This window comes from Cupriavidus sp. USMAHM13, assembly GCF_001854285.1.
Lineage (GTDB): Bacteria > Pseudomonadota > Gammaproteobacteria > Burkholderiales > Burkholderiaceae > Cupriavidus > Cupriavidus malaysiensis.
The window spans coordinates 1,181,562-1,203,966 of sequence record NZ_CP017751.1; the positions used below are offsets into that span (position 1 = coordinate 1,181,562).

Here is a 22,405-nt window from a genome sequence, read left to right on the forward strand (position 1 = left end):
GTCAACACCTTTGTGCAAAGATTTTTCCTAGGCGTTTTTCCGCCGGGGTGGCCGGGGCCGCCGGCCGCCTCCGGCGCCCCCGTTCGCGCGCGGCGGGGGTGTCGGGGGCCGCGGGGCTCAGTCGTGGGCGTAGATGTTGACGTCCTTGGTTTCGCGGACGAACAGGGCACCGATCACGAAGGTGACGGCGGCGATGATGATCGGGTACCAGAGGCCGTAGTAGATGTTGCCGTTCTGCGCCACCAGCGCGAAGGAGATGGTGGGCAGCAGGCCGCCGAACCAGCCGTTGCCGATGTGGTAGGGCAGCGACATCGAGGTGTAGCGGATCCGGGTCGGGAACATCTCCACCAGCATGGCGGCGATCGGCCCGTAGACCATGGTCACGTAGATCACCAGGATGACCAGCAGCACCAGCACCATGATGGTGTTCATCTGGGCGGGATCCGCCTTGCTCGGGTAGCCGGCGGCGCTCATTGCTTCGCCGACCGACTTCTTGAAGCCGGCGATCTGCTTCTTGCTGTCTTCGCTGAAGCTGTGGCGGTCTTCGGTCAGGCCGGCGTTGAAGGCGGGGATCTCCTTGTCGCCGATCTTCACCGAGGCCACCGTGCCGGCCGGGGCGCTGACCACCTCGTAGCTGGCGCTGGCCTGGGCCAGGGTGCGCTTGACGATGTCGCAGGAGCTGCGGAAGTCGATCTCGCGGGCGATCGGGCTGCCCTGGAAGGAGCACTGCGCCGGGTCGGCGGTGACGACGATCTGCGCGGACTGCTGGGCGCGCTCCAGCGCCGGGTTGGCGTAGTGCGTGATCGCCTTGAAGATCGGGAAGTAGGTCAGCACGGCCAGCGCGCAGCCCGCCATGATGATCCACTTGCGGCCGATCTTGTCCGACAGCGAGCCGAAGAAGATGAAGAAGGGCGTGCCGATCAGCAGGGCGCCGGCGATCAGCAGGTTGGCGGTCTTGGCGTCGACCTTCAGGACCTGGGTGAGGAAGAACAGGGAATAGAACTGGCCGGTGTACCAGACCACGGCCTGGCCGGCGGTCAGGCCGAGCAGCGCCACGATCACGATCTTCAGGTTGCGCCATTGGGCGAAGGACTCGGTCAGCGGCGCCTTGGAGGTCTTGCCCTCGGCCTTCATCTTCTGGAAGGCGGGCGATTCGCTCATCGACAGGCGGATGTAGACCGACATCCCCAGCAGCAGGATGGAGACCAGGAAGGGGATGCGCCAGCCCCAGGTGTCGAAGGCCGGGCCGGTCAGCTCGCGGCACAGCAGGATCACCAGCAGCGACAGGAACAAGCCCAGCGTGGCGGTGGTCTGGATCCACGCCGTATAGGAGCCGCGCTTGCCGTGCGGCGCGTGCTCGGCCACGTAGGTGGCCGCGCCGCCGTACTCGCCGCCGAGCGCCAGGCCCTGCAGCATGCGCAGCGCGATCAGGATCACCGGCGCGGCCCAGCCGATGGTGGCGAAGCCGGGCAGCAGGCCGACGATGAAGGTCGACATGCCCATGATCAGGATGGTCACCAGGAAGGTGTACTTGCGGCCGATCATGTCGCCCAGCCGGCCGAACACCAGCGCGCCGAAGGGACGCACGATGAAGCCGGCGGCGAAGGCGAGCAGGGCGAAGATGAAGGCGGAGGTCGGGTCCAGGCCGGCGAAGAACTGCTTGGCGATGATCGCCGCCAGCGAGCCGTACAGGTAGAAGTCGTACCACTCGAACACCGTGCCGAGCGAGGAGGCCAGGATGACCTTCCTCTCCTCCCTCGTCATGGGTGCGTTCTGAGTGCCGCCCCCCGGCATCGCAACGTGCTGCGCATTGGCCATGATGTCTCCTTCGATTGTCGTAAGGTCTCCGTGCGGGCCGGGGGCGACACTGCGCGAGCACTTGCGGAGGCTCCCGGCCTGCCGAAGTTGCTTGGATTGTGGGAGGCGAAACTTACTGAGTTCTGACAGATTCCCATCGGAAATGGGGAGTTTCGTCGGGGTATACGCTAGGCCGGAAGCAGGCCTGCGCAAGGCCTCCGCCTGCTGCGCCGCGCAAGGAAGAGAGCTTGGAAAACGGGAGGAAAAGACGGCTGGCGCGATGCAGGGGATGCCGCTACGCAGCATCGTCGCGCCAGTTCTCGGGTGCCGCTTGCGCCGCGGCTGCGGCGGCCTCTGCATCGTCGGCGCGGTTCATGCGCCAGGCGTAGATGGCTGCCATCAGCACGTAGACGATCAGGGCGCCCTGGGCGCTGACCCAGAAGGAGAAGGGCCAGCCGAAGAAGTCGAAGCGCAGTTCGCGCGCGAACCAGCTCACCACGAAGGTGACGACGAACCACACGCCCAGCAGCGCGCCGATCCAGCGCACATTGCGGTACCAGGCGCGCCGTTCGTCCGGGGTGTCGCGATGGCCTGCCATGCTCAGTGCTCCGCGTCTTCGGCCGGCCGCCGCAGCGTGATGTGCAGGCGGGCGCCGGCGCGGCGCGGCTCCTGCTGGTAGACATGGTCGAGGATGCGGATCTCGCCGCCGTGCTGCTGCACGATCTCGCGCACGATGGGCAGGCCCAGCCCGCTGCCCTCGGTATTGGTGCCGAGCACGCGGTAGAAGCGCTCCATCACGCGCTCGCGCTCGGCCACGGGGATGCCCGGGCCGGTATCTTCCACGTCGAGGTAGGCGAAGGGTTCGAAGGGGTCGGCGCTGACCCGCACGGTGGCGTGGCCGCCGGGCGGGGTGTAGCGGATGGCATTGTCGATCAGGTTGTTCAGCATCTCGGTCAGCATCAGCCGGTTGCCTTGCACCATGACCGGATGGTCGTCGGCATCCAGGCCCAGGTCGATCTGCCGTTCCCACGCACGCGGCAGCCAGTCCTTGACCACCTCGCGCGCCAGCGCGGCCAGGTCCAGCGGCGCCATGCCGGCGCTGCTGGCCAGGTTCTCCATGCGTGCCAGCGACAGCAGCTGGGTGACCAGGTGGGCAGTGCGCTCCGAACTGCCGGCGATCTGCGCCAGCGAGCGGCGCAACTCCTCCGGCGATTGCTCGCGCTGGGCCAGCTCGGCCTGCATGCGCAGGCCGGCCAGCGGCGTCTTCATCTGGTGGGCGGCGTCGGCGATGAAGCGCTTCTGCGTCTGCACCGACTGGTCGAGGCGCGCCAGCAGTTCATTGAAGGAGGACACCAGCGGCGTGATCTCCTGCGGCGCCGTCCCCTCCTCGATGGGGCTGGTGTCGCCGGGATTGCGCGCGCGGATGCGCTGCTGGATGGCGTTGAGCGGGGCCAGCCCGCGCGTCAGGCCGAACCACACCAGCACCACCGCCAGCGGCAGGATGACGAACTGCGGCAGGATCACGCCCTTGATGATCTCGTTGGCCAGGCGGGCGCGCTTGTCCAGCGTCTCGGCCACCTGCACCAGCACCGGCTGCTCGCCGGACACGTTGCGCAGTTCCACATAGGTGTAGGCCACGCGCACATCGTTGCCCTTGACGCGGTCGTCGCGCAGCGAGACCAGGCCGGCGTGGCCCTGTTCGTCCTCGTTCGGCAGCGGCAGGTCGCGGTCGCCGGCGATGTACTCGCCGCGCGTGCCGACCACCTGGTAATAGATATTGTCGGTTTCGTCGGCACGCAGGATCTCGCGCGCGGACAGCGGCAACTGCAGCGTGACGCGGCCGTTCACCTCGCGCACCTGCTGCGACAGCACGATGGCGCTGGCTTCGAGCGAGCGGTCGTAAGGGCCGTTGGCGATGGACTTGGCGACCAGGTAGGTCACGGCGATGCTCATCGGCCACAGCAGCAGCAGCGGCGCCAGCATCCAGTCGAGGATCTCGCCGAACAGGGAGCGCGCCGCCGGCTGGCGGGCATCGTCCTCCAGGTGCGGCAGGGCGTCGGCCAGGGCGACGTCGTCGGGCAGGGCCGCGCTATCCGCCGCGGCCGGCGGCGGGCTGGCGGCGGTGCGGCGGGCCTGCCGCGCGTGTCCACGCCGCCAGGGCAGTCTGAGCAGGGTCATGTCGCGTGCGGGCAGCCGGCCTGGACGGGGGAGGGCACCAGCGCGGTCCTCAGGCGTGCACGGTGGTCGAGGCGCCGGCCGCGCCGGCCGCGTCCTCCGGTAGCGGCGCGGCCTGGAACTTGTCCAGGCAGTAGCCGAGCCCGCGCACGGTGGCGATGCGGATGCCGCCCACCTCGATCTTCTTGCGCAGCCGGTGCACATACACCTCGATGGCGTTGTTGCTGACTTCCTCGCCCCATTCGCACAGATGGTCGACCAGCTGCTCCTTGGACACCAGGCGGCCGGTGCGGCTCAGCAGGATCTCGAGCAGGCCGAGTTCGCGTGCCGACAGCTCCAGCATCTGCTCGTTCAGGTAGGCCACGCGGCCGACCTGGTCGAAGGCCAGCGGGCCGTGGCGGACCAGGGTGCCGCCGCCGCCGGCGCCGCGCCGCACCAGGGCCCGCACGCGCGCCTCCAGTTCGGTCAGGGCGAAGGGTTTGGCCATGTAGTCGTCGGCGCCCAGGTCCAGCCCCTTGACCCGCTCGTCGACGCTGTCGGCGGCGGTCAGGATCAGCACCGGCAGCATGGCGCCGCGCGCGCGCAGCCGCTTGAGCACTTCCAGGCCGGACATGCGCGGCAGGCCCAGGTCGAGGATGAGCAGGTCGAAGCTCTGGGTGGACAGCGCCGAATCGGCTTCCAGTCCGCTGGCGACATGGTCGACGGCATAGCCCGACTGGCGCAGCGAGCGCGTCAGTCCGTCAGCCAGCACGTCGTCATCTTCGGCGATGAGAATGCGCATAGTCAGTGTCTCCTCCCTGGCCAGGCCCGGGCGCCTTTACTTTTTGCGTCCGTGGCGCGGGCGGGGCTTGCCAAGCATACTGTTTTTTTATACAGTACTCGCACGTTCGGCGAGGACCGGCATCGGGGCGGCATGGCCTGGCGGTCCTGCCGGGTCGGTGCCCCGCGGCGCCCGGCAAGACGGCGGCGCGGGAGCGGGATCGCCCTGGCGCCTGCGCCGGGGCCAGGATGCGCCGGCGGGCCGGCGCGGCACGCACGGAAACCAGGCGCCGCGCCACATGCGGCCTATTTATACACCATTGACGGAAGGACGACCATGGACGACAAGAAGGCGGGTGCAGGCGTGAGCGCGGAGAAGCAGAAGGCGCTTGCCGCGGCGCTTTCCCAGATCGAGAAGCAATTCGGCAAGGGCTCGATCATGCGCCTGGGCGACGGTGACGTCGAGCAGGACATCCAGGTCGTGTCCACCGGTTCGCTGGGCCTGGACGTCGCGCTCGGCGTGGGCGGCCTGCCGCGCGGCCGCGTGGTGGAGATCTACGGTCCGGAATCGTCGGGCAAGACCACGCTGACGCTGCAGGTGGTCGCCGAGATGCAGAAGCTGGGCGGCACCTGCGCCTTCATCGACGCCGAGCACGCGCTCGACGTCAACTATGCCGGCAAGCTGGGCGTCAATGTCGGCGACCTGCTGATCTCGCAGCCCGACACCGGTGAGCAGGCGCTGGAAATCGCCGACGCGCTGGTGCGCTCCGGCTCCATCGACCTGATCGTGATCGACTCGGTCGCCGCGCTGGTGCCGAAGGCCGAAATCGAAGGCGAGATGGGCGATGCGCTGCCCGGCCTGCAGGCCCGCCTGATGAGCCAGGCGCTGCGCAAGCTGACCGGCACCATCAAGCGCACCAACTGCCTGGTGATCTTCATCAACCAGATCCGCATGAAGATCGGTGTGATGTTCGGTTCGCCCGAAACCACCACCGGCGGCAACGCGCTGAAGTTCTACGCCTCGGTGCGCCTCGATATCCGCCGCATCGGCTCGATCAAGAAGGGCGACGACGTGATCGGCAACGAGACCAAGGTCAAGGTGGTCAAGAACAAGGTGTCGCCGCCGTTCCGCGAAGCCTTCTTCGATATCCTCTACGGCCAGGGCATCTCCCGCCAGGGCGAGATCATCGACCTGGGCGTGGATGCCAAGATCGTCGAGAAGTCGGGCGCCTGGTACAGCTACAACGGCGAGAAGATCGGCCAGGGCAAGGACAATGCGCGCGAATTCCTGCGCGAGAATCCCGATATCGCCAACGAGATCGAGAACAAGGTGCGCGTGGCGCTGGGCGTGGCCCCGCTGAACGGCACGGCGGTCGCGGCGCTCGAGGAATGAGCCGGCGCCGGGGCGGTCGGGCGGCGCGCATCGCCGGCTGTCATGCCTCGGACTGCCTGCCCGGACTACCTGAGCCGGGCTGCCACGAGGGCGCCGGCCTTGCCGGTGCCCTCGTTGTACCTTAGTCGCTGTGCCTTTGTTGTACCTCTGGGTAACTTGCAGTGCCTTCGCGATGCCCTCCGCGTGGCATTCCGCTGGAGGCGGCCTCACGCGGAGCCGGCACGCCTTCCGCCACCGCTGCCACCGCTGAAATCGCTGCAGCCGCTCTATCCAACCTCCGCTTCCTTCCGCTGCCCGGCCTCGGGCATCCCGCCCCGCAGCCATGTCCACCCGTCCCCCGCTCTCCCTCAAGGCCCGTGCCATCGGCTACCTGTCGCGGCGCGAGCACAGCCGTGCCGAACTGGCGCGCAAGCTGGCGCCGCATGCCGAGTCGCCCGAGGAGGTCGAGCAACTGCTGGACGCGCTGGAGCGCGAGAACTGGCTGTCCAATGTCCGTTTCGTCGACAGCCTCGTGCATCGGCGCGCGGCACGCTATGGCGCGGCGCGCGTGATGCAGGAGGCCAAGACCCACCAGCTGGGCGGAGAGCAGTTGCAGGCGCTGAAGGAGCGGCTGGCCGATACCGAACTGGCGCGCGCCCGTGCCGTCTGGCAGAAGCGCTTCGGCGTGGCGCCGGAGTCGCCGGAGGCCCGGGCCAAGCAGATCCGTTTCATGATGGCGCGGGGCTTTTCCCGCAGCGTGATCGGCAAGGTCATCGCGGGGCAGGGCGATGAGCCGTCCGATGAGTGGCCAGGGGACGACTGATTGCCCCTGACTGCCGGAACGCCGTGGCGGGAAGCCGCCAGCCAGCCAGCTGTCCGGCTCCGGTCCTTCCATCCATGTCTGCTGGGAAATACCTATGACGCCGGCAGGTGTATTGTGCACGCCGGTACGCGCCAGTACGCGCCGATGTGCAAGTGGCCGCCGGCGATACCGCCTGCCGCTGGGCGTCTGTCCGCCCGGCATGCCGCGCCGGGCTTCGCCGTGCGACCGGTGTGGCGCGGATGGCCGGGTAGCGGCCGCGGTGCGCCAATGTGCGCGCCGACAGCGCGACCTGCGCGCAGTTCCCGGCCAATGCGGCCCGGCATGTTAAACTCCTCGGGTTTTTCGGCTCCGCCGTCCGATTTCTGCCGTCCATCTGTCCTCGCTTCAGCCTGGTTTCATGCCCCTCTCCCCGCCCGTCAACCGCGCCCTGCGGCATCGCCGTGCCATCACGGCCGAGGCCTATCTCAGGGAAGATGGCCTGTGGGACATCGAGGCGCGCCTGACCGACACCAAGCCGCGCGAGATCGAGCTGGCCGGCGGCCGCGTGCGCCCGGAGGGCCAGCCCTTGCATGACCTGTGGCTGCGCGTGACGATCGACCTGCGCATGAACGTGGTCGACGCCGACGCCTGCTCCGACTGGGTGCCCTATCCCGGCCATTGCGACACCATCGGCCCCGCCTACCGCAAGCTGATCGGCCTGAACCTGATGAAGGGTTTCCGCAAGGCTGTGCGCGAGCGCCTCGGCAGCGTGGCCGGCTGCACGCACCTGACCGAACTGGCCGGAGTGCTGCCCACCACCGCCATCCAGGCCTTCGCGGGCGACGTCATCAGCATCCGCGATGGCGAAGACGATACCCGGACCGATCCCCCCTACCAGTTGCACGGCTGCCATGCCCTGCATTTCGAGGGCGAGGTGGTCCGCCAGTTTTATCCGCGCTGGTATGGCTACCAGCCGAAACCGAAGACCGGGCCCCAGGGGGCGCAGACTCCCACGGTGCCGCGGCCCGAAGCCGGCGAATCCGGCGAAACGCGGTCCACGCCCGGCAGGTCCACGGTGCCCGCCGGCTGACGCCGGCGCCGCGGACCCGCATCAACACTTTCCCTCTTACGCCTACCCGAAAGGAAACACGCATGAATATCCATGAGTACCAAGGCAAGGAAATCCTGCGCAAATACAATGTGCCGGTTCCGCGCGGCATTCCGGCCTTCTCGGTCGACGAGGCCCTGAAGGCCGCTGAAACCCTGGGCGGCCCGGTGTGGGTCGTGAAGGCGCAGATTCATGCGGGTGGCCGCGGCAAGGGCGGTGGCGTCAAGGTTGCCAAGAGCATGGACGAGGTCAAGACCTACGCCAGCAACATCCTGGGCATGCAACTGGTCACGCACCAGACCGGCCCGGAAGGCAAGAAGGTCAACCGCCTGCTGATCGAAGAAGGCGCTGACATCAAGAAGGAACTGTACGTTTCGCTGGTGGTGGACCGCGTGTCGCAAAAGGTGGCCCTGATGGCCTCCAGCGAAGGCGGCATGGACATCGAAGAAGTCGCTGCCCACACCCCGGAAAAGATCCACACCCTGATCATCGACCCGGCTGCCGGCCTGCAGGATGCCGACGCCGACGATATCGCGCGCAAGATCGGCGTGCCCGACGCCAGCGTGGCGCAAGCCCGCCAGGCCCTGCAAGGCCTGTACAAGGCCTTCTGGGAAACCGACGCGTCGCTGGCCGAAATCAACCCGCTGATCCTGACCGGCGACGGCAAGGTCATCGCGCTGGACGCCAAGTTCAACTTCGACTCCAACGCCCTGTTCCGTCATCCGGAAATCGTCGCCTACCGCGACCTGGATGAAGAAGACGCCAACGAAATCGAGGCCTCGAAGTTCGACCTGGCCTACATCTCGCTGGACGGCAACATCGGCTGCCTGGTGAACGGCGCCGGCCTGGCCATGGCCACCATGGACACCATCAAGCTGTTCGGCGGCGAGCCGGCCAACTTCCTCGACGTGGGCGGCGGCGCCACCACCGAGAAGGTGACCGAAGCCTTCAAGCTGATGCTGAAGAACCCCGGCCTGAAGGCCATCCTGGTCAACATCTTCGGCGGCATCATGCGCTGCGACGTGATCGCCGAAGGCGTGATCGCCGCCTCCAAGGCCGTGTCGCTGTCCGTGCCGCTGGTGGTCCGCATGAAGGGCACCAACGAAGAGATCGGCAAGAAGATGCTGGCCGACTCCGGCCTGCCCATCATCGCGGCCGACACCATGGAAGAGGCTGCCCAGAAGGTGGTGGCCGCTGCCGCCGGCAAGTAACAAGCCGCGCAGTCACGCCAACCATTCGCGAACGCACGCGGCGCGCCGGGGCTTGAGCCCGCGCGCTGCCTGAAGCCAAGCAAAGGATTACAGCATGTCGATTCTGATCAACAAAGATACCAAGGTGATCACCCAGGGGATCACCGGCAAGACCGGCCAGTTCCACACCCGCGGCTGCCGCGACTACGCCAACGGCAAGAACTGCTTCGTCGCCGGCGTGAACCCGAAGAAGGCCGGCGAGGACTTCGAGGGCATCCCCATCTACGCCAACGTCAAGGAAGCCAAGGACGCCACCGGCGCGACCGTCTCGGTGATCTACGTGCCGCCCGCAGGCGCCGCCGCCGCGATCTGGGAAGCCGTTGACGCCGACCTCGACCTGGTGGTCTGCATCACCGAAGGCATCCCCGTGCGCGACATGATGGAAGTCAAGGACAAGATGCGCAAGCAGAACAAGAAGACCCTGCTGCTCGGTCCGAACTGCCCCGGCCTGATCACCCCGGACGAAATCAAGATCGGCATCATGCCCGGCCACATCCACCGCAAGGGCCGCATCGGCGTGGTGTCGCGCTCGGGCACGCTGACCTACGAAGCCGTGGGCCAGCTGACCGCGCTGGGCCTGGGCCAGTCGTCGGCCGTCGGCATCGGTGGCGACCCCATCAACGGCCTGAAGCACATCGACGTCATGAAGATGTTCAATGACGATCCCGATACCGACGCCGTCGTCATGATCGGCGAGATCGGTGGTCCGGACGAGGCCAACGCCGCCTACTGGATCAAGGAAAACATGAAGAAGCCGGTGGTCGGCTTCATCGCTGGCGTGACCGCGCCCCCGGGCAAGCGCATGGGCCACGCCGGCGCGCTGATCTCGGGCGGTGCCGACACCGCCCAGGCCAAGCTGGAAATCATGGAAGCGTGCGGCATCAAGGTCACGCGCAACCCGTCCGAAATGGGCCGCCTGCTGAAGGCTGCGCTGTAATTCGGCGTCCGATTCCCGGTGTCCCGCCGCGCCCCGCGCGGCGCCGGCACCGACCGCCGGCCCCGGCCGGCCATGCAATGCCCCCGCCCATGCGGGGGCATTGTCATTCTGGCGGAGGCAATCCCGTTGTCCTTGACGCCCCGGCCTTGCACGACTTCCCGCCAGACAAAGCGGCTCAACGCACTTGAGACCCAGGACACTAGGGTATCTCCCAGGTCTGCTGGTATCCTGATTGAAACCTAATCGAAAGGTTCATACGGTAAATCTCCATGTCTGAATTTTCAGACATCCGAAATGCCGCAGTCGCGCGCCGAGCCAGCGCGCGGACCTGTCGTTATCCATCAACACCAAGTCATAGAAACCGAGGAGCTTCACCGTGGAATTGCTGTCCTCCACCGCGTTCTGGATCGCGCTGGGATCGATCATCCTGACCAATATCGTCTTGTCGGGCGACAACGCCGTGGTGATCGCCCTGGCCTCGCGCAACCTGCCGCCCGCCCAGCAGAAGAAAGCCATCTTCTGGGGCAGCGCCGCCGCCATCATCATGCGCGTGGTGCTGACCGTGGCGGCCGTCAAGCTGCTGAGCCTGCCCTACCTGAAGATCGTCGGCGCCCTGCTGCTGGTCTACATCGGCGTGCAATTGCTGACCGGCGACGATGACGAGGACGGCCACGATGCCAAGGACAATATCTGGGCCGCCATCCGCACCATCCTGATCGCCGACCTGGTGATGTCGCTCGACAACGTGGTGGCCGTGGCCGCCGCCGCGCAGAAGGGCCCCGAAGGCAGCCAGCTGATGCTGCTGGTGCTGGGCCTGGGCCTGTCGATCCCGCTGATCGTGTTCGGCAGCACCATCCTGCTCAAGGTGATGGAGCGCTTCCCCATCATCATCGTACTGGGTGCCGCCCTGCTGGGCTACCTGGCCGGCGAGATGCTGGTCAGCGACCCGGTCGACGCCGCCTGGTTCGAGGCCAACGTGCCGCACGCCCACCTCGTGTTCGGCGTCGTCGGCGCCGTGCTGGTGGTGCTGATCGGCAAGCTGCTGCAGCGCCGCGGCGCACAGACCGCCTGACCGACCCGTCCTCTCAGCGGCGACTGGGCGTGAAGCCCGGGCGCCGTCGTTCCGGGCGGCCGCAGCGATGCGGCCGCCCGTTTTTCTGCTGGAGCGGGGAGCGGCGCGCTGCCCGGGAGGCGCCGGATTTCAGTTGGATTCGTTTCTGATCGAAACGGCGCTTCCATTGCCTGCCGCAGCCTGTCAGCCTGGGTGACAAAATTTGCGCCAGCGCAAAGCCATCGGCCGCCCAACTGCCGAAAATTGTCACTTCGTGCCTTCACATACCCTCCAAAAGGCTGGCATGAAGACTGCTTTATATGTCCCGCATCACATGAAACACGATGTTTCATCACATCGGGAAAATACCTTCAAGGGGTCAAATCACCATGCAACGCGTACAACAACTGAAGAAGCTGGGCCGCCGTGCCCAGAAGGGCTTTACGCTGATCGAACTGATGATCGTCGTGGCGATCATCGGTATCCTGGCGGCGATTGCGATTCCGCAGTATCAGGACTACGTGACGCGCGCGCGCTGGGCCGACAACATTGCTTCGATCGCATCAACGAAGATCGCTATTGGACAGTGCCTGCAGGAAAACAGTGGCGATATGACGAAGTGCGCGACGGCAGCTCTGCTGAACACGGCCGTTGGCTATCCTTCGTTGCCCGTACCGAAAAATGGTACCGTTGCTTGGGATGGTACTGTTCCGGCACTTACCATCACCGGCTCGGGTCAGTTGACCGCGTGCGTCGTGACCTTTACGCCTGTTACTACGGACCCGACGCAGATCAAGTGGACCGGCGCTACGTCGGGCAATGGTTGCACGAAGCAACAGACGGGCGTCTGATAGGCTTGTAAGCATTGGAAGAAGGCGCCCCACCCGGGGCGCTTTTTCTTTCCCCACCCCCCAAGCTATCATGCGCCTTTGCCCCCACCAGGCACCCGCATGCCGCCTCTCAGGTTCTCGCTTCCGGCCCTAGCCGTTTTCCTCGCTGTCGCGTTTCCCCCGCTGGTTTCCCGGCATACCCTGCCGCTCGCTACTTTCTACGGCGAATGGGCCTCGCTGCTGCTGTTCGCGTTGAGCGCCTGGCTGTTGTGCAGCCTCGCCACGCGCGCCGGCCAGCGTAGCGAGGCGCCGCTGCTGCCCATCGCCGCGCTGTTCCCCCTCTGGTTGATCCTGACCGGCCTGCTGCAGGCCGCCGCCGGCATGCCCGACATCACCGGCAGCCGCCTGCTGACGCAGCTGGCGCTAGCGCTGGGCGCGGTGGTGATGCTGGCCGCCTGGCGCTACGGGCAGGCCGCGGGCCGCGACGGGCGCCGCCACCTGCTCGATGCGCTGGCCGCCGCCTGGCTGGTGGCGGGGTTGCTGGGCACGCTGGCGCAATGGGCGCAGGTCTTCCACCTGGAGCCGGGTAGCCTGGGCCTGGTCTCTTCCTATTTCTACGATGACAACCGCCGCCTGTGGGGCAACCTGAACCAGCCCAACCACCAGGCCACGGTCGAGGGGCTGGCGCTGGCGGCCTCGGTCTGGCTGGCCGCGCGCGGCCGCCTGGGCGCGCCGGCCTGGCTGGCGGCGGCGCTGCTGCTCGAGAGCGGCATCGTACTGTCCGGCTCGCGCACAGGCGTGCTGCACGTGGGGCTGGCGACCTTGTGCGCCTTGCTGATGGCCTGGCTGGCGCGCGCGGGCGCGATGGATGGCGAGCGTGGCCGACTGGGCGCCAGCGCGCGCCGCGCCGGACCGCTGGCGCGGCCGGCCGGCCTGTTGTTCGCGGCGGTGGCGCTGGTGGCGGGCCTGCTGGTGCTGCAGCCCCTGGTCAAGGCGGCGGGGCAGGCCTTCGGTTGGAACCTGTTCGACACCATCGCCCAACTGCAGGCGGCCGACCAGATCTCTTCGCGTGGCGCGCTGTGGACGCATGCCTGGGCCATGTTCCGTTCCCACCCCTGGCTGGGGGTGGGCTGGGGCGAGTTCGGCTGGGCCCAGTTCGAGCAGCTGGCGCTGGTCGGGGTGACGGCGGAGATGTCCCTGCACGCGCACAATGCCGTGCTGGACCTGTTGGCCAAGACGGGGCTGGTGGGCACGGTGGGCGTGCTGCTGGTGCTGGCCGGCTGGCTGTGGCGGGTGGTGCGCGCGCGCCTTTGGCGCGGCGATGCCGACGAACGCGCGCAGAGCCTGCTGGCGCTGACCTGGCTGGCCATGCTGTGCGCGCATTCGATGCTCGAATACCCGCTGCACTATGCCTACTTCCTGCTGCCGTTCTGCTTCCTGATTGCCTGGCTCGAGCCGTCCGGCCTGGTGCGCTGGCAGCCGCCGCGCGCCGCGCGCCGGCTGGCGGCGGCCTTGTTCGTGCTGGCGGCCGGCGTGGTACTGGCCACCATGTGGCAGGATTACCGGCGCCTGGAGGCGCGCGAGTATGCCGGCAGCGCCAAGCGTGCCGGCCTGCCGCTGCCGCGCTTCTGGTTCCAGACCCATGCCGGCGCCGAGCGCGCCGAGCTGGCGCGCATCACGCCGGCCAATGCGGCGGCGCTGTTGCCGGGCCACCTGGCCGCCGTGCACCTGCTGCCGACGCCGGAGATGATCGCGCGCACCGCGTGGCTGATGGCGCTGACGGGCAAGGAGGCGCAGGCGCGAGTCTGGCTGATGCGCCTGCGTTTCTACTACGCGGGAGATGAGGCGGCGCAGTATGCCACCGTGAACAAGGCCTGTACCGGCGTGCGCGCCGAGGACCGGCCGGAGGCCTTCTGCGACTGGGTGCGCAAGCAGGCCGCCTCGCACCAGGAAGACTGAGCGGGCCGCCGATTGCGCCGGCAGCGCCGGCCCGCCGTGCGCCGGCAGCCGGCGCTCAGCAGGTCGATATGCCGGGTGCGCCGAGGCTCAGTAGGCCGGCGGGGCGTAGTAGCCCGGCGGCGGAGGCGGCGGCGCGGGCTGGTAGTAGGCGGCGCCGGCCGGCGGCGCGCTGCGGATCGCCATATTGCCGTAGACCGGCACCTTGTTGCCGCTGGCGTACATGCACTGCACGTAGGCCGCATCGTAGCGTCGCTGGCTGCCATAGCCCGAGTAGTAGGCATTGTTGGCGCCGATGGCCGAGCCGGTAAGCAGGCCGGCACCGGCACCGATGGCCGCGCCGCGGCCGCCGCCGAAGGCCGCACCGGCGGCCGCGCCGACCGCCGTGCCCAGCACGGCGCTGCCGACCGCGGTATTGGCGGCGGCCTGGTCGGCGCTCACCCCGCCGATTTGCGCATAGGCGAACTGGCGGCAGCTGGCGTCGTCCGCGCGGAACTGGTCGAAATTCTTGCCGGTGCCGGGCAGCGCCATCACGCTCGGGCCGGTCGGCATCACGGTGCAGGCGCTCAGGGCCAGTGCCACAAGCGGCAGGCCGAGAAGGGGGAGGGCTTTCATGGCGATTCCTCTGGCATGGGGACGGCGCGTGCGCGGTGCTCCGTCGGGATCAGGCTGGTCAGGCCGGCGGCGGGGCGCCGTCGGCGCGGCTCGACGGCGGCTGCGCGGGCACCTGCTGCCAGCCGCCCGGGCAGGCCTTGATGTAGGGGTAGTAGCCCTCGGGTTTGCTGCAGTGGTACCAGTAGGATGGCCCCTGGTCCGGCGCGCCGCCGGCCGCGGCGGGCGGGATGCCGGCGGGATCGACGTCACCCTGCTCGATATACTGCGGCGGCGCGCTCGGCTCCGCTACCACCGCGGGCGGGTAGTAGTAGCCGGGGTAGTAGTACGGATAAGGGTAAGGGTAGAAGCCGGGCCCGACATAGACACCGACGCCGACCCGCCCGCGGCCGTACCAGCCGTGGGCCTGGGCCGGCAGGCTGGCCCCTGCGGCAGCCGCCAGCGCGGCGGCAAGCAGGCCGATGCGGCCGAGATCTCGCGCGTTCATGTTGCTTACCTTGGTATCTCAGGGCACCGCGTGGTGCGGCTTTCCCGATGTGAATTGAATACCAATTTAACGCGCAAGCCCACGCCCCTGATGGCGTGGAAATGGGCCGTTACGCTTATTACAGAGCGGCCTGTGATGTTGTAAGCCTGTGACATCAGCGCTAAGAATCGCCGACGCCACGCCACACGCGTTCACCGCCCGGGCGCAGGCGGGCGGTGAGCCGGAATGATCGGGAATGGCCCGGAATGATCCGGGTCGTCCGGAGTCGTCTGGGTAGTCCGGGGTAGTCTGGGCGCGGCCGCCTTCAGCCCGCCACCCAGTCCCCCGACTTGCCGCCATGCTTTTCCAGCAGCCGCACATTGCCCATCACCATGCCCCGGTCCACCGCCTTGCACATGTCATAGATGGTCAGCAGCGCGACATAAAAACTACTTATAAATCAGCTACTTACGGAGTTTCTAATTATAGATTTTGCCCAATCCGGTTGAAAAATTGGAGCGCAGTGGAGCGAAATTGGAGCGGATATCGTCGCCACGGCCGGATGTAAGTCTAAGGTCTTGTGATCGTTGTCGGGATGCCTTCGCGTCGGATTCGAGGGTAGTCGCTTCGGTGATGGATCATCCTGCGTCTTGCTCGTCTTGCTTTGCTACTTCCTCCGCCGCTTCTAGCTCTTCCCGCGTAAAGGATAGTGGCACGCTCCCCGGTTGCGGCGATTCTTTCGGCCACCCGCCGCGCGCCTTGGCTACAGCGATCAGGACTTCTCCGTTTGCTTGGATGTACATGTCTAGGGACGCCCGCACAACGTCGGAGGTCTTGCGCTTCGTGACGAATTGCAGTGTCTCCAACTGGTCCAGCATGCGAACGGGCACGCGAACGTGCAGCATTCTGGTTTCTTCACCCTTCGGGCGCCCCATAGGCTTCCCTGCGCGTCGCGGCTGCTTCCCTTCGCTCATTCCTGCCCTCTCAATAGTGAGATTGAATTATACGAGATACTAATCTCACTGTAGAGGATGCGAATTCTCTACCGAAAATTTAGCCATAAATAAGGGTTTACCCTTACACGTCCATACTTGTTGAGATACATATCTCTTGTGTATGATTCGATCCATCGCAGCACGACACCGAAACGCGACGAACGCTTAGCCCAGGTGGGCAGCAAGTAGACGAACCCGGCAGGCTGCGATAACCGCAAGAAGCAAACAAGCGGCGTGCGACGCTGGCACGAAAAACTAAGCCGAGCAGGAAAGAACGCTACCGCGCCACCTCCCGGGATTGAGCCAGGAGAACAACGTAGCAACTCCGGACAAGTAGGTAGTCCTCGCACAGAACGGGCCGGAGTCTTGGTAAGTATCGCAAGCAGTTAAAGGGACGGGGGCGCAATGCCCTGTAGTTACCGACTCCCGAACGTACCAAGTAAAACAAAAGAACCCTAACGAGCCCGAGCCATTCGGGACGTAGCTGGAGGCTACGTAAGGTGATTCGATCCCGAGTCTCCTTACGTTACCTGTTAGGGGCTCTCATGCAAAACACCCGAGAAATCAGCAAAGCACGCCGCGCCGCCCGCGCTGCTGCACACGCCACCGAGAAGCGCGCCAAAGACGCAGGCGCGGAGCGAGCCGTTAAGGCAATGCTCCGTGCGCAGCGCGATCTGCTCAAGGCGCGCGCCGCGAAAGCTAACGCGCCTGTGGGTCTTAGCGTCAGCGACATTACCCGCGATGCAAACCGCCTTGGCCCGGCCTTCAATCGACCGCTCACGCCGAGGGGCGCGGGCGTCTACACCGTAACGACAGCCTGCACGGCGACTTTGTAAGGGAACACGAGTGAGAACACTACACGTTGAAGTTTCGAACTACACCGCCGAGCAATTCAGAGCTGCCATTGCGACCCTCAATCACTACGGCTTCGATGTGTACCGCAATGTGCGGACGGCGGGCGGCTTTGTTTTGGACGTTGCCGACGCGGCGGGGAACCCAGCGGCGGCCCTGCGAGAGGTGCGGAAGTTGCTGCCGAATGGCTGGCGCGTTCGCCTTCGGCCGCATCGCATGTGACGTACGCGTGTGTTGGTCAGCAGACCTAGTAGGGAGGGCGAGCCAAGCCCGCAGGCCCGTGCACGACACGGGAGGCAAACGGAGTAACCCACCGCTCCGCATTCAGTGAGTGGCCGCTACCAAGGTTGCATGACAGACATAGTAGGACGGCTAGGGGCGCAGGCCGGTTTAATGCGTCTACCTATTAACCAGAAGGAGAGATATGGCACGGAACGGCGCTATGCCACCGATCCCGTACACCGATGACAAGCTGCGTGTCCTGAGCACGCGGGCCACTCCGGAAATGGTGAGGCAAGTACGTGAGCTTGCCGCCGCGAAGGACTGCACAGCGAGCGTCATTGTTAAGACGGCTATAGAGCAGTACCTACAGTGCAACTACTAAGGGGCAGCATGAAAGCACTACTTACACGCCTTTTCCGGCGTAAGCCCAAGCGCACGGTGCCGCTAGCGTATGCGCCGGAATTCACGACTCCGGGCAGCTACCGGGTAATCATGCCGCCGTCAAAGGAACCGCCCAGGCCATCGCCATACGATGGTCGGGACTTAACCTTCATAACCGACCCAACCAATGACTAAGGCCCGACGACTGCTCGGGCCTTTTCTTTTGCGCAGTCACTCAACCAAGGAGAACAATGAACAAGGCATTCTCAGCCATCGAAATCAAAGCATTGCAAGAAGACCGCCGCGAGATTGAAGGCGTCGCATCGACACCCACGGTTGACCGCGTGGGCGACGTTGTTGAGCCGCTGGGCCTCAGCTTCCAAGGCGATGCCCCACTGTTGCTGAATCACGACCATTCACAGCCGGTCGGCACTGTGCAGTTTGGTCGCCCAACGGCCAAGGGCCTGCCGTTCAAGGCTCGCATAGCAAAGGTGAGCGAGCCCGGCATTGTCAAAGACCGTTGCGACGAAGCATGGCACAGCGTCAAGAGCGGCCTTATCAAGGGCGTTTCCATCGGCTTCCGGCCACTCGACGCCAAGCCACTCGGCAACGGCGGCACGCGCTACACGAAAGGCGATGTACACGAGCTATCGCTAGTGGCTATCCCCGCCAATCCAGACGCTTCCATTACCGCTTTCAAGAGCGTGGATGCAAAGAACACGACTACCAAGGAAAACCATATGAAGAAAAACACCGTAGCAGATCAGATCCGCAAGGCCATCAGCATGTCTCACGCCGAGGCCGTACTTGCTGCCAGCGTGGAGAAGGACGCCGTACCGGCCGCAACCGCTACCGGCAGCGCGCTGGTGTACCCCGCACAGCAATCGGGAGTAACCCCGCTGACTCCGCAGGTAACACGCTCCCTGATTCAAATGCTGGCCGACCTGGGCGCACCCGAGATGCCCCCGAATCGCCGGACATTGACCCAGCCCGAGAATCTGTGCGCTGTCGAACTCGCAGAACAAGACATGTACCCCGGTGCCGCCCCTGGGACTGCCTTCGTGCTGTCGGGCATGCGCAGGTTCGGCCTGTTGCTCGGATTCAGCGACGAGCTTCTGGCGTTCGCCAGTGACGCGGTGGTGCGCTGGGTGGAGGCCGTGCTGACCAATGCGGCAAATAACGCCACCGACGCCGCTGTGATCGCTGCCATCCAGGCCGCAGCCGGGACCGCGCAAGCCAGCGTCGGTGCTGCATTCGATGTTTTCACAGCAGACCTGCGTACCGCATGCTGGATTGGCAACCCCGCGACGCTCGGGAAGCTGCAAGACGCGGCCAACCCGAATATTGGCCCGCGCGGCGGCACCTACAAAACGCTCCCGGCCCTGTCCGTGCTAGCCGCGCCGGTCGGTACGCTGTTCCTGTTGGACGCTGCCCGCACTGCTGTGTTTGATGGCCCGCAAGAGGTAGCGCGCAGTACTGAGGCGAGCCTGATTCTGGACAGCGACCCCGCCAATAGCTCGCTCGCCCCCGTGAACCTGTTCCATCAGAACATGACCGCGCTTCGCGTGACGAAGTACGCCGATGCCCACCTGATGAGCGCGCCGGTTGCCGTTACTGTCGCCTAAGCCGGAGCCCGATCATATGAAATTGTTTCGACCGCGCGCACCTAAACCGTTGCCCGCTGGCACGGCTGTGCATCACCACTTCACATCTGCGGGCGACCCTGTGCAGCAGGAGATCGCCCAGCGGCCCGAGTTGCCCCAACTGGAGCCCGCGATTCAGCGGGTTGTTGCTGAGTTGAGGGCCTTGCGTGCAGCGATTGCAGCCGGAGCGCGCGCGCGCTCCGAGCAGAAGCTACGCGCCCTTATCGAGTCGGCCCGGCAGGCCCTACAGTCCGCCACAGCAGATCAGGAACGCACTGCCCGCCGCGTGATGGCCGGGGTTGACGAGATGCGCGACGCCGAGGCGGCGATGGCTAAACGGACAGCCGCATACGGCCAATTGGATGCTCTAAACGCGGAACTGGCCGCGCGCAAGAAGGCCGACGAGGCGGCGGCGAATCTCGCGGCCATCATGGCGCAGCTAAAGTAAGGGGGAGTACGTGACAGACAAGCAGTTAAGCGTTGTCGTTACCGCTGATACCTCCGGGTACAAGGCGTCGCTAGATAGCGCCATGAAGTCGAACGACGCGCTAAAGCGGTCGATTGCCTCGGCGGCATCAACGATGCAGGCCAAGTACGAGGCAATTGCCTCTATGGCGGAAGACGCGACCGACCGCCAGAAGCGCGCCGCTCTCGCAACCGTTAATGCCCTGGCCTACCAAGCCGCCACGGCGGGCAAGACGACGGCGGAAATGGCAAAGCTGCGCGCAGAGGCCCAGGGCATCGGCGGCGCTGTGGACAGCTACGTAGAGAAGATTGCCGCTGCCTCCGCGCACACGCATGAGTTTAGTCTCAAGACTGCGGGTGCACAGCGCGAGCTACTGGTACTCGGGCACGAGCTATCACAGGGAAGCTATAAGCAGTTCGCGGGCTCCCTGCTCGTGCTGGCCCAGCGCACGGGCGCAATGGGCCTTATCTTTAACAAGACCGCCCTATCTATCGGCGCCGCTGCTGGCGTCATCGCGCTTACGGCAGAAACCGCGCTGCACGCGCGCGAACAGCTTGCAGAGTACGGCGACACTATCAGCAAGCTAAGCCAGCAAACGGGCATTTCCACGGATGCGGTGCAGCGGTGGGCCTTCGCCGCCAGCACTGCCGGTATTGAGGCAAAGGAGTCCGCAAAGGCCCTCGCCTCTCTCGCGGAAGCGCAGAACAAGGCTACGCACGGTAACGCCGATGCGGCTGCGGCGTTCAAGGCAGTGGGCGTATCCCTGGTCGACCTCAAGAGCGCAAGCCCCGAGGAGTTGCTTACGCGCGTTGCGGACGCCTTCCACAATTCGGCGGACGGCGCGAGCAAGGCAGCAGTAGCCAATGAGCTATTCGGCGCTGCGGGCGAGCAACTTATCCCGCTACTCGACAGGGGCCGCGCCGGCCTGGACGAACTACGCAAGGTAGCCGACGAAACCGGCGCCGTCATCGGCGGGAAGACCGTAGCCCAGCTCGCCGCCATGCGCGAGCAGATGGAACAATCGACCGCCAAGATGGACGCGATGATGCGTACGGCCAAGCTCCAATTGCTGCCTACCATCATCAATCTTACCGACGCGCTAGGCGACAACGTTGCACTAAAGCCGCTGCTTGAGGACTTCTACAAGGGCATTGGCCTCATCATGAAGTCGGCAGCTACGCTCATCGGCACGGTTGTCGTGGGCTTCGAGCAGCTCTCGGAAGCAATCGCAACCTCGCTTTCTGTCGTTTCGCTGGGTGCGCAAGGCGAGTTCAAGCTAGCCGCCAATGCTGCGCGTATCGGCTTCGAGAACATGAAGCGCGACGGCGACGGCTACGCGCAGTATATGCGCAAGCTGTGGTCCGACACCGCACCTCCCGCCCACGCGCACGGCGCCACAGGCGCTAAGCCGCTGGACTTCGCCAAGGGTGGCAACGGCGCAAAGAAGGGTGACGAGTCGGGCCTTAACGCCGCACTGCAAGAGCAGAAGAACTCCATTGCGGAACTTGACGCGCGCCGCAGGGAATCCCTCTCCCAGGCTAAAGCCGACTTCGACACGGGCGCGCTGACCTACCGGCAGTACTACGACAAGCTGCGGCAGATCAATGAGCAGTACTACCGCGAGGAACTTGTAATTGCGGAGAAGCGCGTAGACCTGGCCTCCCAAAAGCGAGACATCGCGGCCCGCCAGCATGCGCTAGGCGAAATGCAAAAGATTGGGGAGGCGTGGACTAAGTCAGAGCAGGACGTGACTAACGCTCTCCTCCGGGAGGAGGACAAGCGCGCGAAGGCCAAGCAGAAGTATGCCGACCAGCAGGCCGCGCTCGTCCAGAAGCAGGCAGCGGGCTACGAGCATCAAGACGCCTCCCGCTTTATGAGCCCGTCAGAGCAGCAAGCGGACGCCGAACGCCTCAAGCTCAAGGAGTCATACCTGAGCGAGAGCGCCAAGCTAAAGGAGCAATACGACTCGGCGCAACTGGACATGGCCGAGTACGCACAACGCCTCCAGATCGCAGCGGATGCGTACGCACAGCAGGAGGCCCAGCTAGAAGCCCATTTGCAGAAGCAGCAGCAAATCCGAGAAAGCTACGGTGAGCAAGCCAAGCTAGCGGTAGGCAAGGTTGTTGGCGACGGCAAGACTGGCGCGCAAGCAATGGGCGAAGCCTTTACGACGACATGGCAGCAAGCCTCATCCGCGCTTGACAAGTTCGTTACTACCGGAAAGTTCAGCTTTCAGGACTTCACCGCGAGTCTGCTGCAAGACATGGCGAAGATTCTGCTTCATATGGCGGAAATGCAGGCGCTCAAGGCAGCTATGTCGGCGTTCGGGTTTAGCACGGGCGGCGAGGTGGGACACCACGCCACGGGCGGCCACATTACCGGGCCGGGGACGGGTACGAGTGACAGTATTCCCGCAATGCTCTCTAACGGCGAGTTTGTCATCAACGCTGCGGCGACAAGCAAGTACCGGCCTCTGCTCGAATCCATCAACTCGGGCCACGCTGCGCACTTCGCTACGGGCGGCTACGTCGGTAGCGGCGACTCCTCCAACGGGGGCAACAGCAACGGCGGCGTCAATGTGACGGTCCACAACAACGGCGGCCAGGGACTCAGCACACAGGATGCGAAGCAGTTGCATGCCCTCGTGCAGGCGTTCGTTGACAAGCGCATGGGCCAGAACATGCGTGGGCAGGGCGGCTACGCCTATCAAATGCGCTACGGCCAAATCTAA

Annotated in this window: 19 protein-coding genes and 1 pseudogene; 12 read left to right on the forward strand and 8 right to left on the reverse strand. The window is 65.5% G+C overall.

Features of this window, described 5'->3' with window-relative positions:
* Positions 1 to 117 precede the first annotated feature (117 nt).
* The 4 genes from BKK81_RS05290 to BKK81_RS05305 all read right to left on the reverse strand — a co-directional run bounded on the left by BKK81_RS05290 (position 118) and on the right by BKK81_RS05305 (position 4,753).
* Positions 118 to 1,818: an MFS transporter gene (locus tag BKK81_RS05290; RefSeq protein ID WP_071011173.1), complete on the reverse strand. Its 1,701-nt coding sequence runs from the start codon at positions 1,816 to 1,818 to the stop codon at positions 118 to 120.
* A gap of 274 nt (positions 1,819 to 2,092) precedes the next feature.
* Positions 2,093 to 2,395, reverse strand: coding sequence for a DUF4212 domain-containing protein (locus BKK81_RS05295; RefSeq protein WP_071011175.1), 303 nt, complete (start codon positions 2,393 to 2,395; stop codon positions 2,093 to 2,095).
* A gap of 2 nt (positions 2,396 to 2,397) precedes the next feature.
* Positions 2,398 to 3,975, reverse strand: a complete 1,578-nt coding sequence (locus BKK81_RS05300; RefSeq protein ID WP_071011176.1) for a sensor histidine kinase — start codon at positions 3,973 to 3,975, stop codon at positions 2,398 to 2,400.
* Between the two features lie 49 nt (positions 3,976 to 4,024).
* Positions 4,025 to 4,753: a response regulator gene (locus BKK81_RS05305; RefSeq protein WP_071011178.1), complete on the reverse strand. Its 729-nt coding sequence runs from the start codon at positions 4,751 to 4,753 to the stop codon at positions 4,025 to 4,027.
* Positions 4,754 to 5,068: 315 nt separating this feature from the next.
* On the opposite strand from BKK81_RS05305, the gene recA reads away from it, so the two are divergent.
* The 8 genes from recA (at position 5,069) to BKK81_RS05345 (ending at position 14,040) form a co-directional block, all read left to right on the forward strand.
* Positions 5,069 to 6,124, forward strand: coding sequence for a recombinase RecA (gene recA, locus BKK81_RS05310; protein ID WP_071011180.1), 1,056 nt, complete (start codon positions 5,069 to 5,071; stop codon positions 6,122 to 6,124).
* A gap of 322 nt (positions 6,125 to 6,446) precedes the next feature.
* On the forward strand, positions 6,447 to 6,926 hold the full coding sequence (gene recX, locus BKK81_RS05315; protein WP_071011182.1) for a recombination regulator RecX: 480 nt from the start codon (positions 6,447 to 6,449) through the stop codon (positions 6,924 to 6,926).
* A 397-nt stretch (positions 6,927 to 7,323) separates the two neighbouring features.
* Entirely contained in the window at positions 7,324 to 7,995 is a 672-nt protein-coding gene (locus tag BKK81_RS05320) for a DUF2889 domain-containing protein (RefSeq protein ID WP_231907977.1), read from the forward strand.
* 62 nt (positions 7,996 to 8,057) lie between these two features.
* On the forward strand, positions 8,058 to 9,224 hold the full coding sequence (sucC, locus tag BKK81_RS05325; RefSeq protein ID WP_071011183.1) for an ADP-forming succinate--CoA ligase subunit beta: 1,167 nt from the start codon (positions 8,058 to 8,060) through the stop codon (positions 9,222 to 9,224).
* 94 nt (positions 9,225 to 9,318) lie between these two features.
* Positions 9,319 to 10,200: a succinate--CoA ligase subunit alpha gene (gene sucD / locus BKK81_RS05330; RefSeq protein WP_071011185.1), complete on the forward strand. Its 882-nt coding sequence runs from the start codon at positions 9,319 to 9,321 to the stop codon at positions 10,198 to 10,200.
* A 376-nt stretch (positions 10,201 to 10,576) separates the two neighbouring features.
* Positions 10,577 to 11,272, forward strand: a complete 696-nt coding sequence (locus BKK81_RS05335; protein WP_071011186.1) for a TerC family protein — start codon at positions 10,577 to 10,579, stop codon at positions 11,270 to 11,272.
* A 368-nt stretch (positions 11,273 to 11,640) separates the two neighbouring features.
* Entirely contained in the window at positions 11,641 to 12,102 is a 462-nt protein-coding gene (locus tag BKK81_RS05340) for a pilin (RefSeq protein WP_071016080.1), read from the forward strand.
* A gap of 99 nt (positions 12,103 to 12,201) precedes the next feature.
* Positions 12,202 to 14,040: a PglL family O-oligosaccharyltransferase gene (locus BKK81_RS05345; protein ID WP_071011188.1), complete on the forward strand. Its 1,839-nt coding sequence runs from the start codon at positions 12,202 to 12,204 to the stop codon at positions 14,038 to 14,040.
* 87 nt (positions 14,041 to 14,127) lie between these two features.
* Here BKK81_RS05345 and BKK81_RS05350 read toward each other — a convergent pair whose 3' ends face one another.
* The 4 genes and pseudogenes from BKK81_RS05350 to BKK81_RS05360 all read right to left on the reverse strand — a co-directional run bounded on the left by BKK81_RS05350 (position 14,128) and on the right by BKK81_RS05360 (position 16,020).
* Positions 14,128 to 14,652, reverse strand: a complete 525-nt coding sequence (locus BKK81_RS05350; protein ID WP_071011190.1) for a YMGG-like glycine zipper-containing protein — start codon at positions 14,650 to 14,652, stop codon at positions 14,128 to 14,130.
* Positions 14,653 to 14,710: 58 nt separating this feature from the next.
* A complete protein-coding gene (locus BKK81_RS05355) occupies positions 14,711 to 15,136 on the reverse strand; it encodes a hypothetical protein (RefSeq protein ID WP_071011192.1) in 426 nt (141 codons plus the stop codon).
* A gap of 304 nt (positions 15,137 to 15,440) precedes the next feature.
* A pseudogene (locus tag BKK81_RS34050) lies at positions 15,441 to 15,560 on the reverse strand (cyclic pyranopterin monophosphate synthase MoaC); the annotation flags it as partial.
* 193 nt (positions 15,561 to 15,753) lie between these two features.
* Positions 15,754 to 16,020: a hypothetical protein gene (locus tag BKK81_RS05360; RefSeq protein WP_071011194.1), complete on the reverse strand. Its 267-nt coding sequence runs from the start codon at positions 16,018 to 16,020 to the stop codon at positions 15,754 to 15,756.
* A 635-nt stretch (positions 16,021 to 16,655) separates the two neighbouring features.
* Between BKK81_RS05360 and BKK81_RS35160 the strand changes: the two genes are divergently transcribed.
* The 4 genes from BKK81_RS35160 (at position 16,656) to BKK81_RS05375 (ending at position 22,405) form a co-directional block, all read left to right on the forward strand.
* A complete protein-coding gene (locus tag BKK81_RS35160) occupies positions 16,656 to 16,946 on the forward strand; it encodes a hypothetical protein (protein WP_156811117.1) in 291 nt (96 codons plus the stop codon).
* Between the two features lie 870 nt (positions 16,947 to 17,816).
* Complete coding sequence (locus BKK81_RS36305) at positions 17,817 to 19,190, forward strand: HK97 family phage prohead protease (RefSeq protein WP_083383946.1); 1,374 nt, start codon at positions 17,817 to 17,819, stop codon at positions 19,188 to 19,190.
* 16 nt (positions 19,191 to 19,206) lie between these two features.
* Complete coding sequence (locus tag BKK81_RS05370; protein ID WP_156811119.1) at positions 19,207 to 19,656, forward strand: hypothetical protein; 450 nt, start codon at positions 19,207 to 19,209, stop codon at positions 19,654 to 19,656.
* Positions 19,657 to 19,738: 82 nt separating this feature from the next.
* Positions 19,739 to 22,405, forward strand: coding sequence for a phage tail tape measure C-terminal domain-containing protein (locus BKK81_RS05375; RefSeq protein WP_071011200.1), 2,667 nt, complete (start codon positions 19,739 to 19,741; stop codon positions 22,403 to 22,405).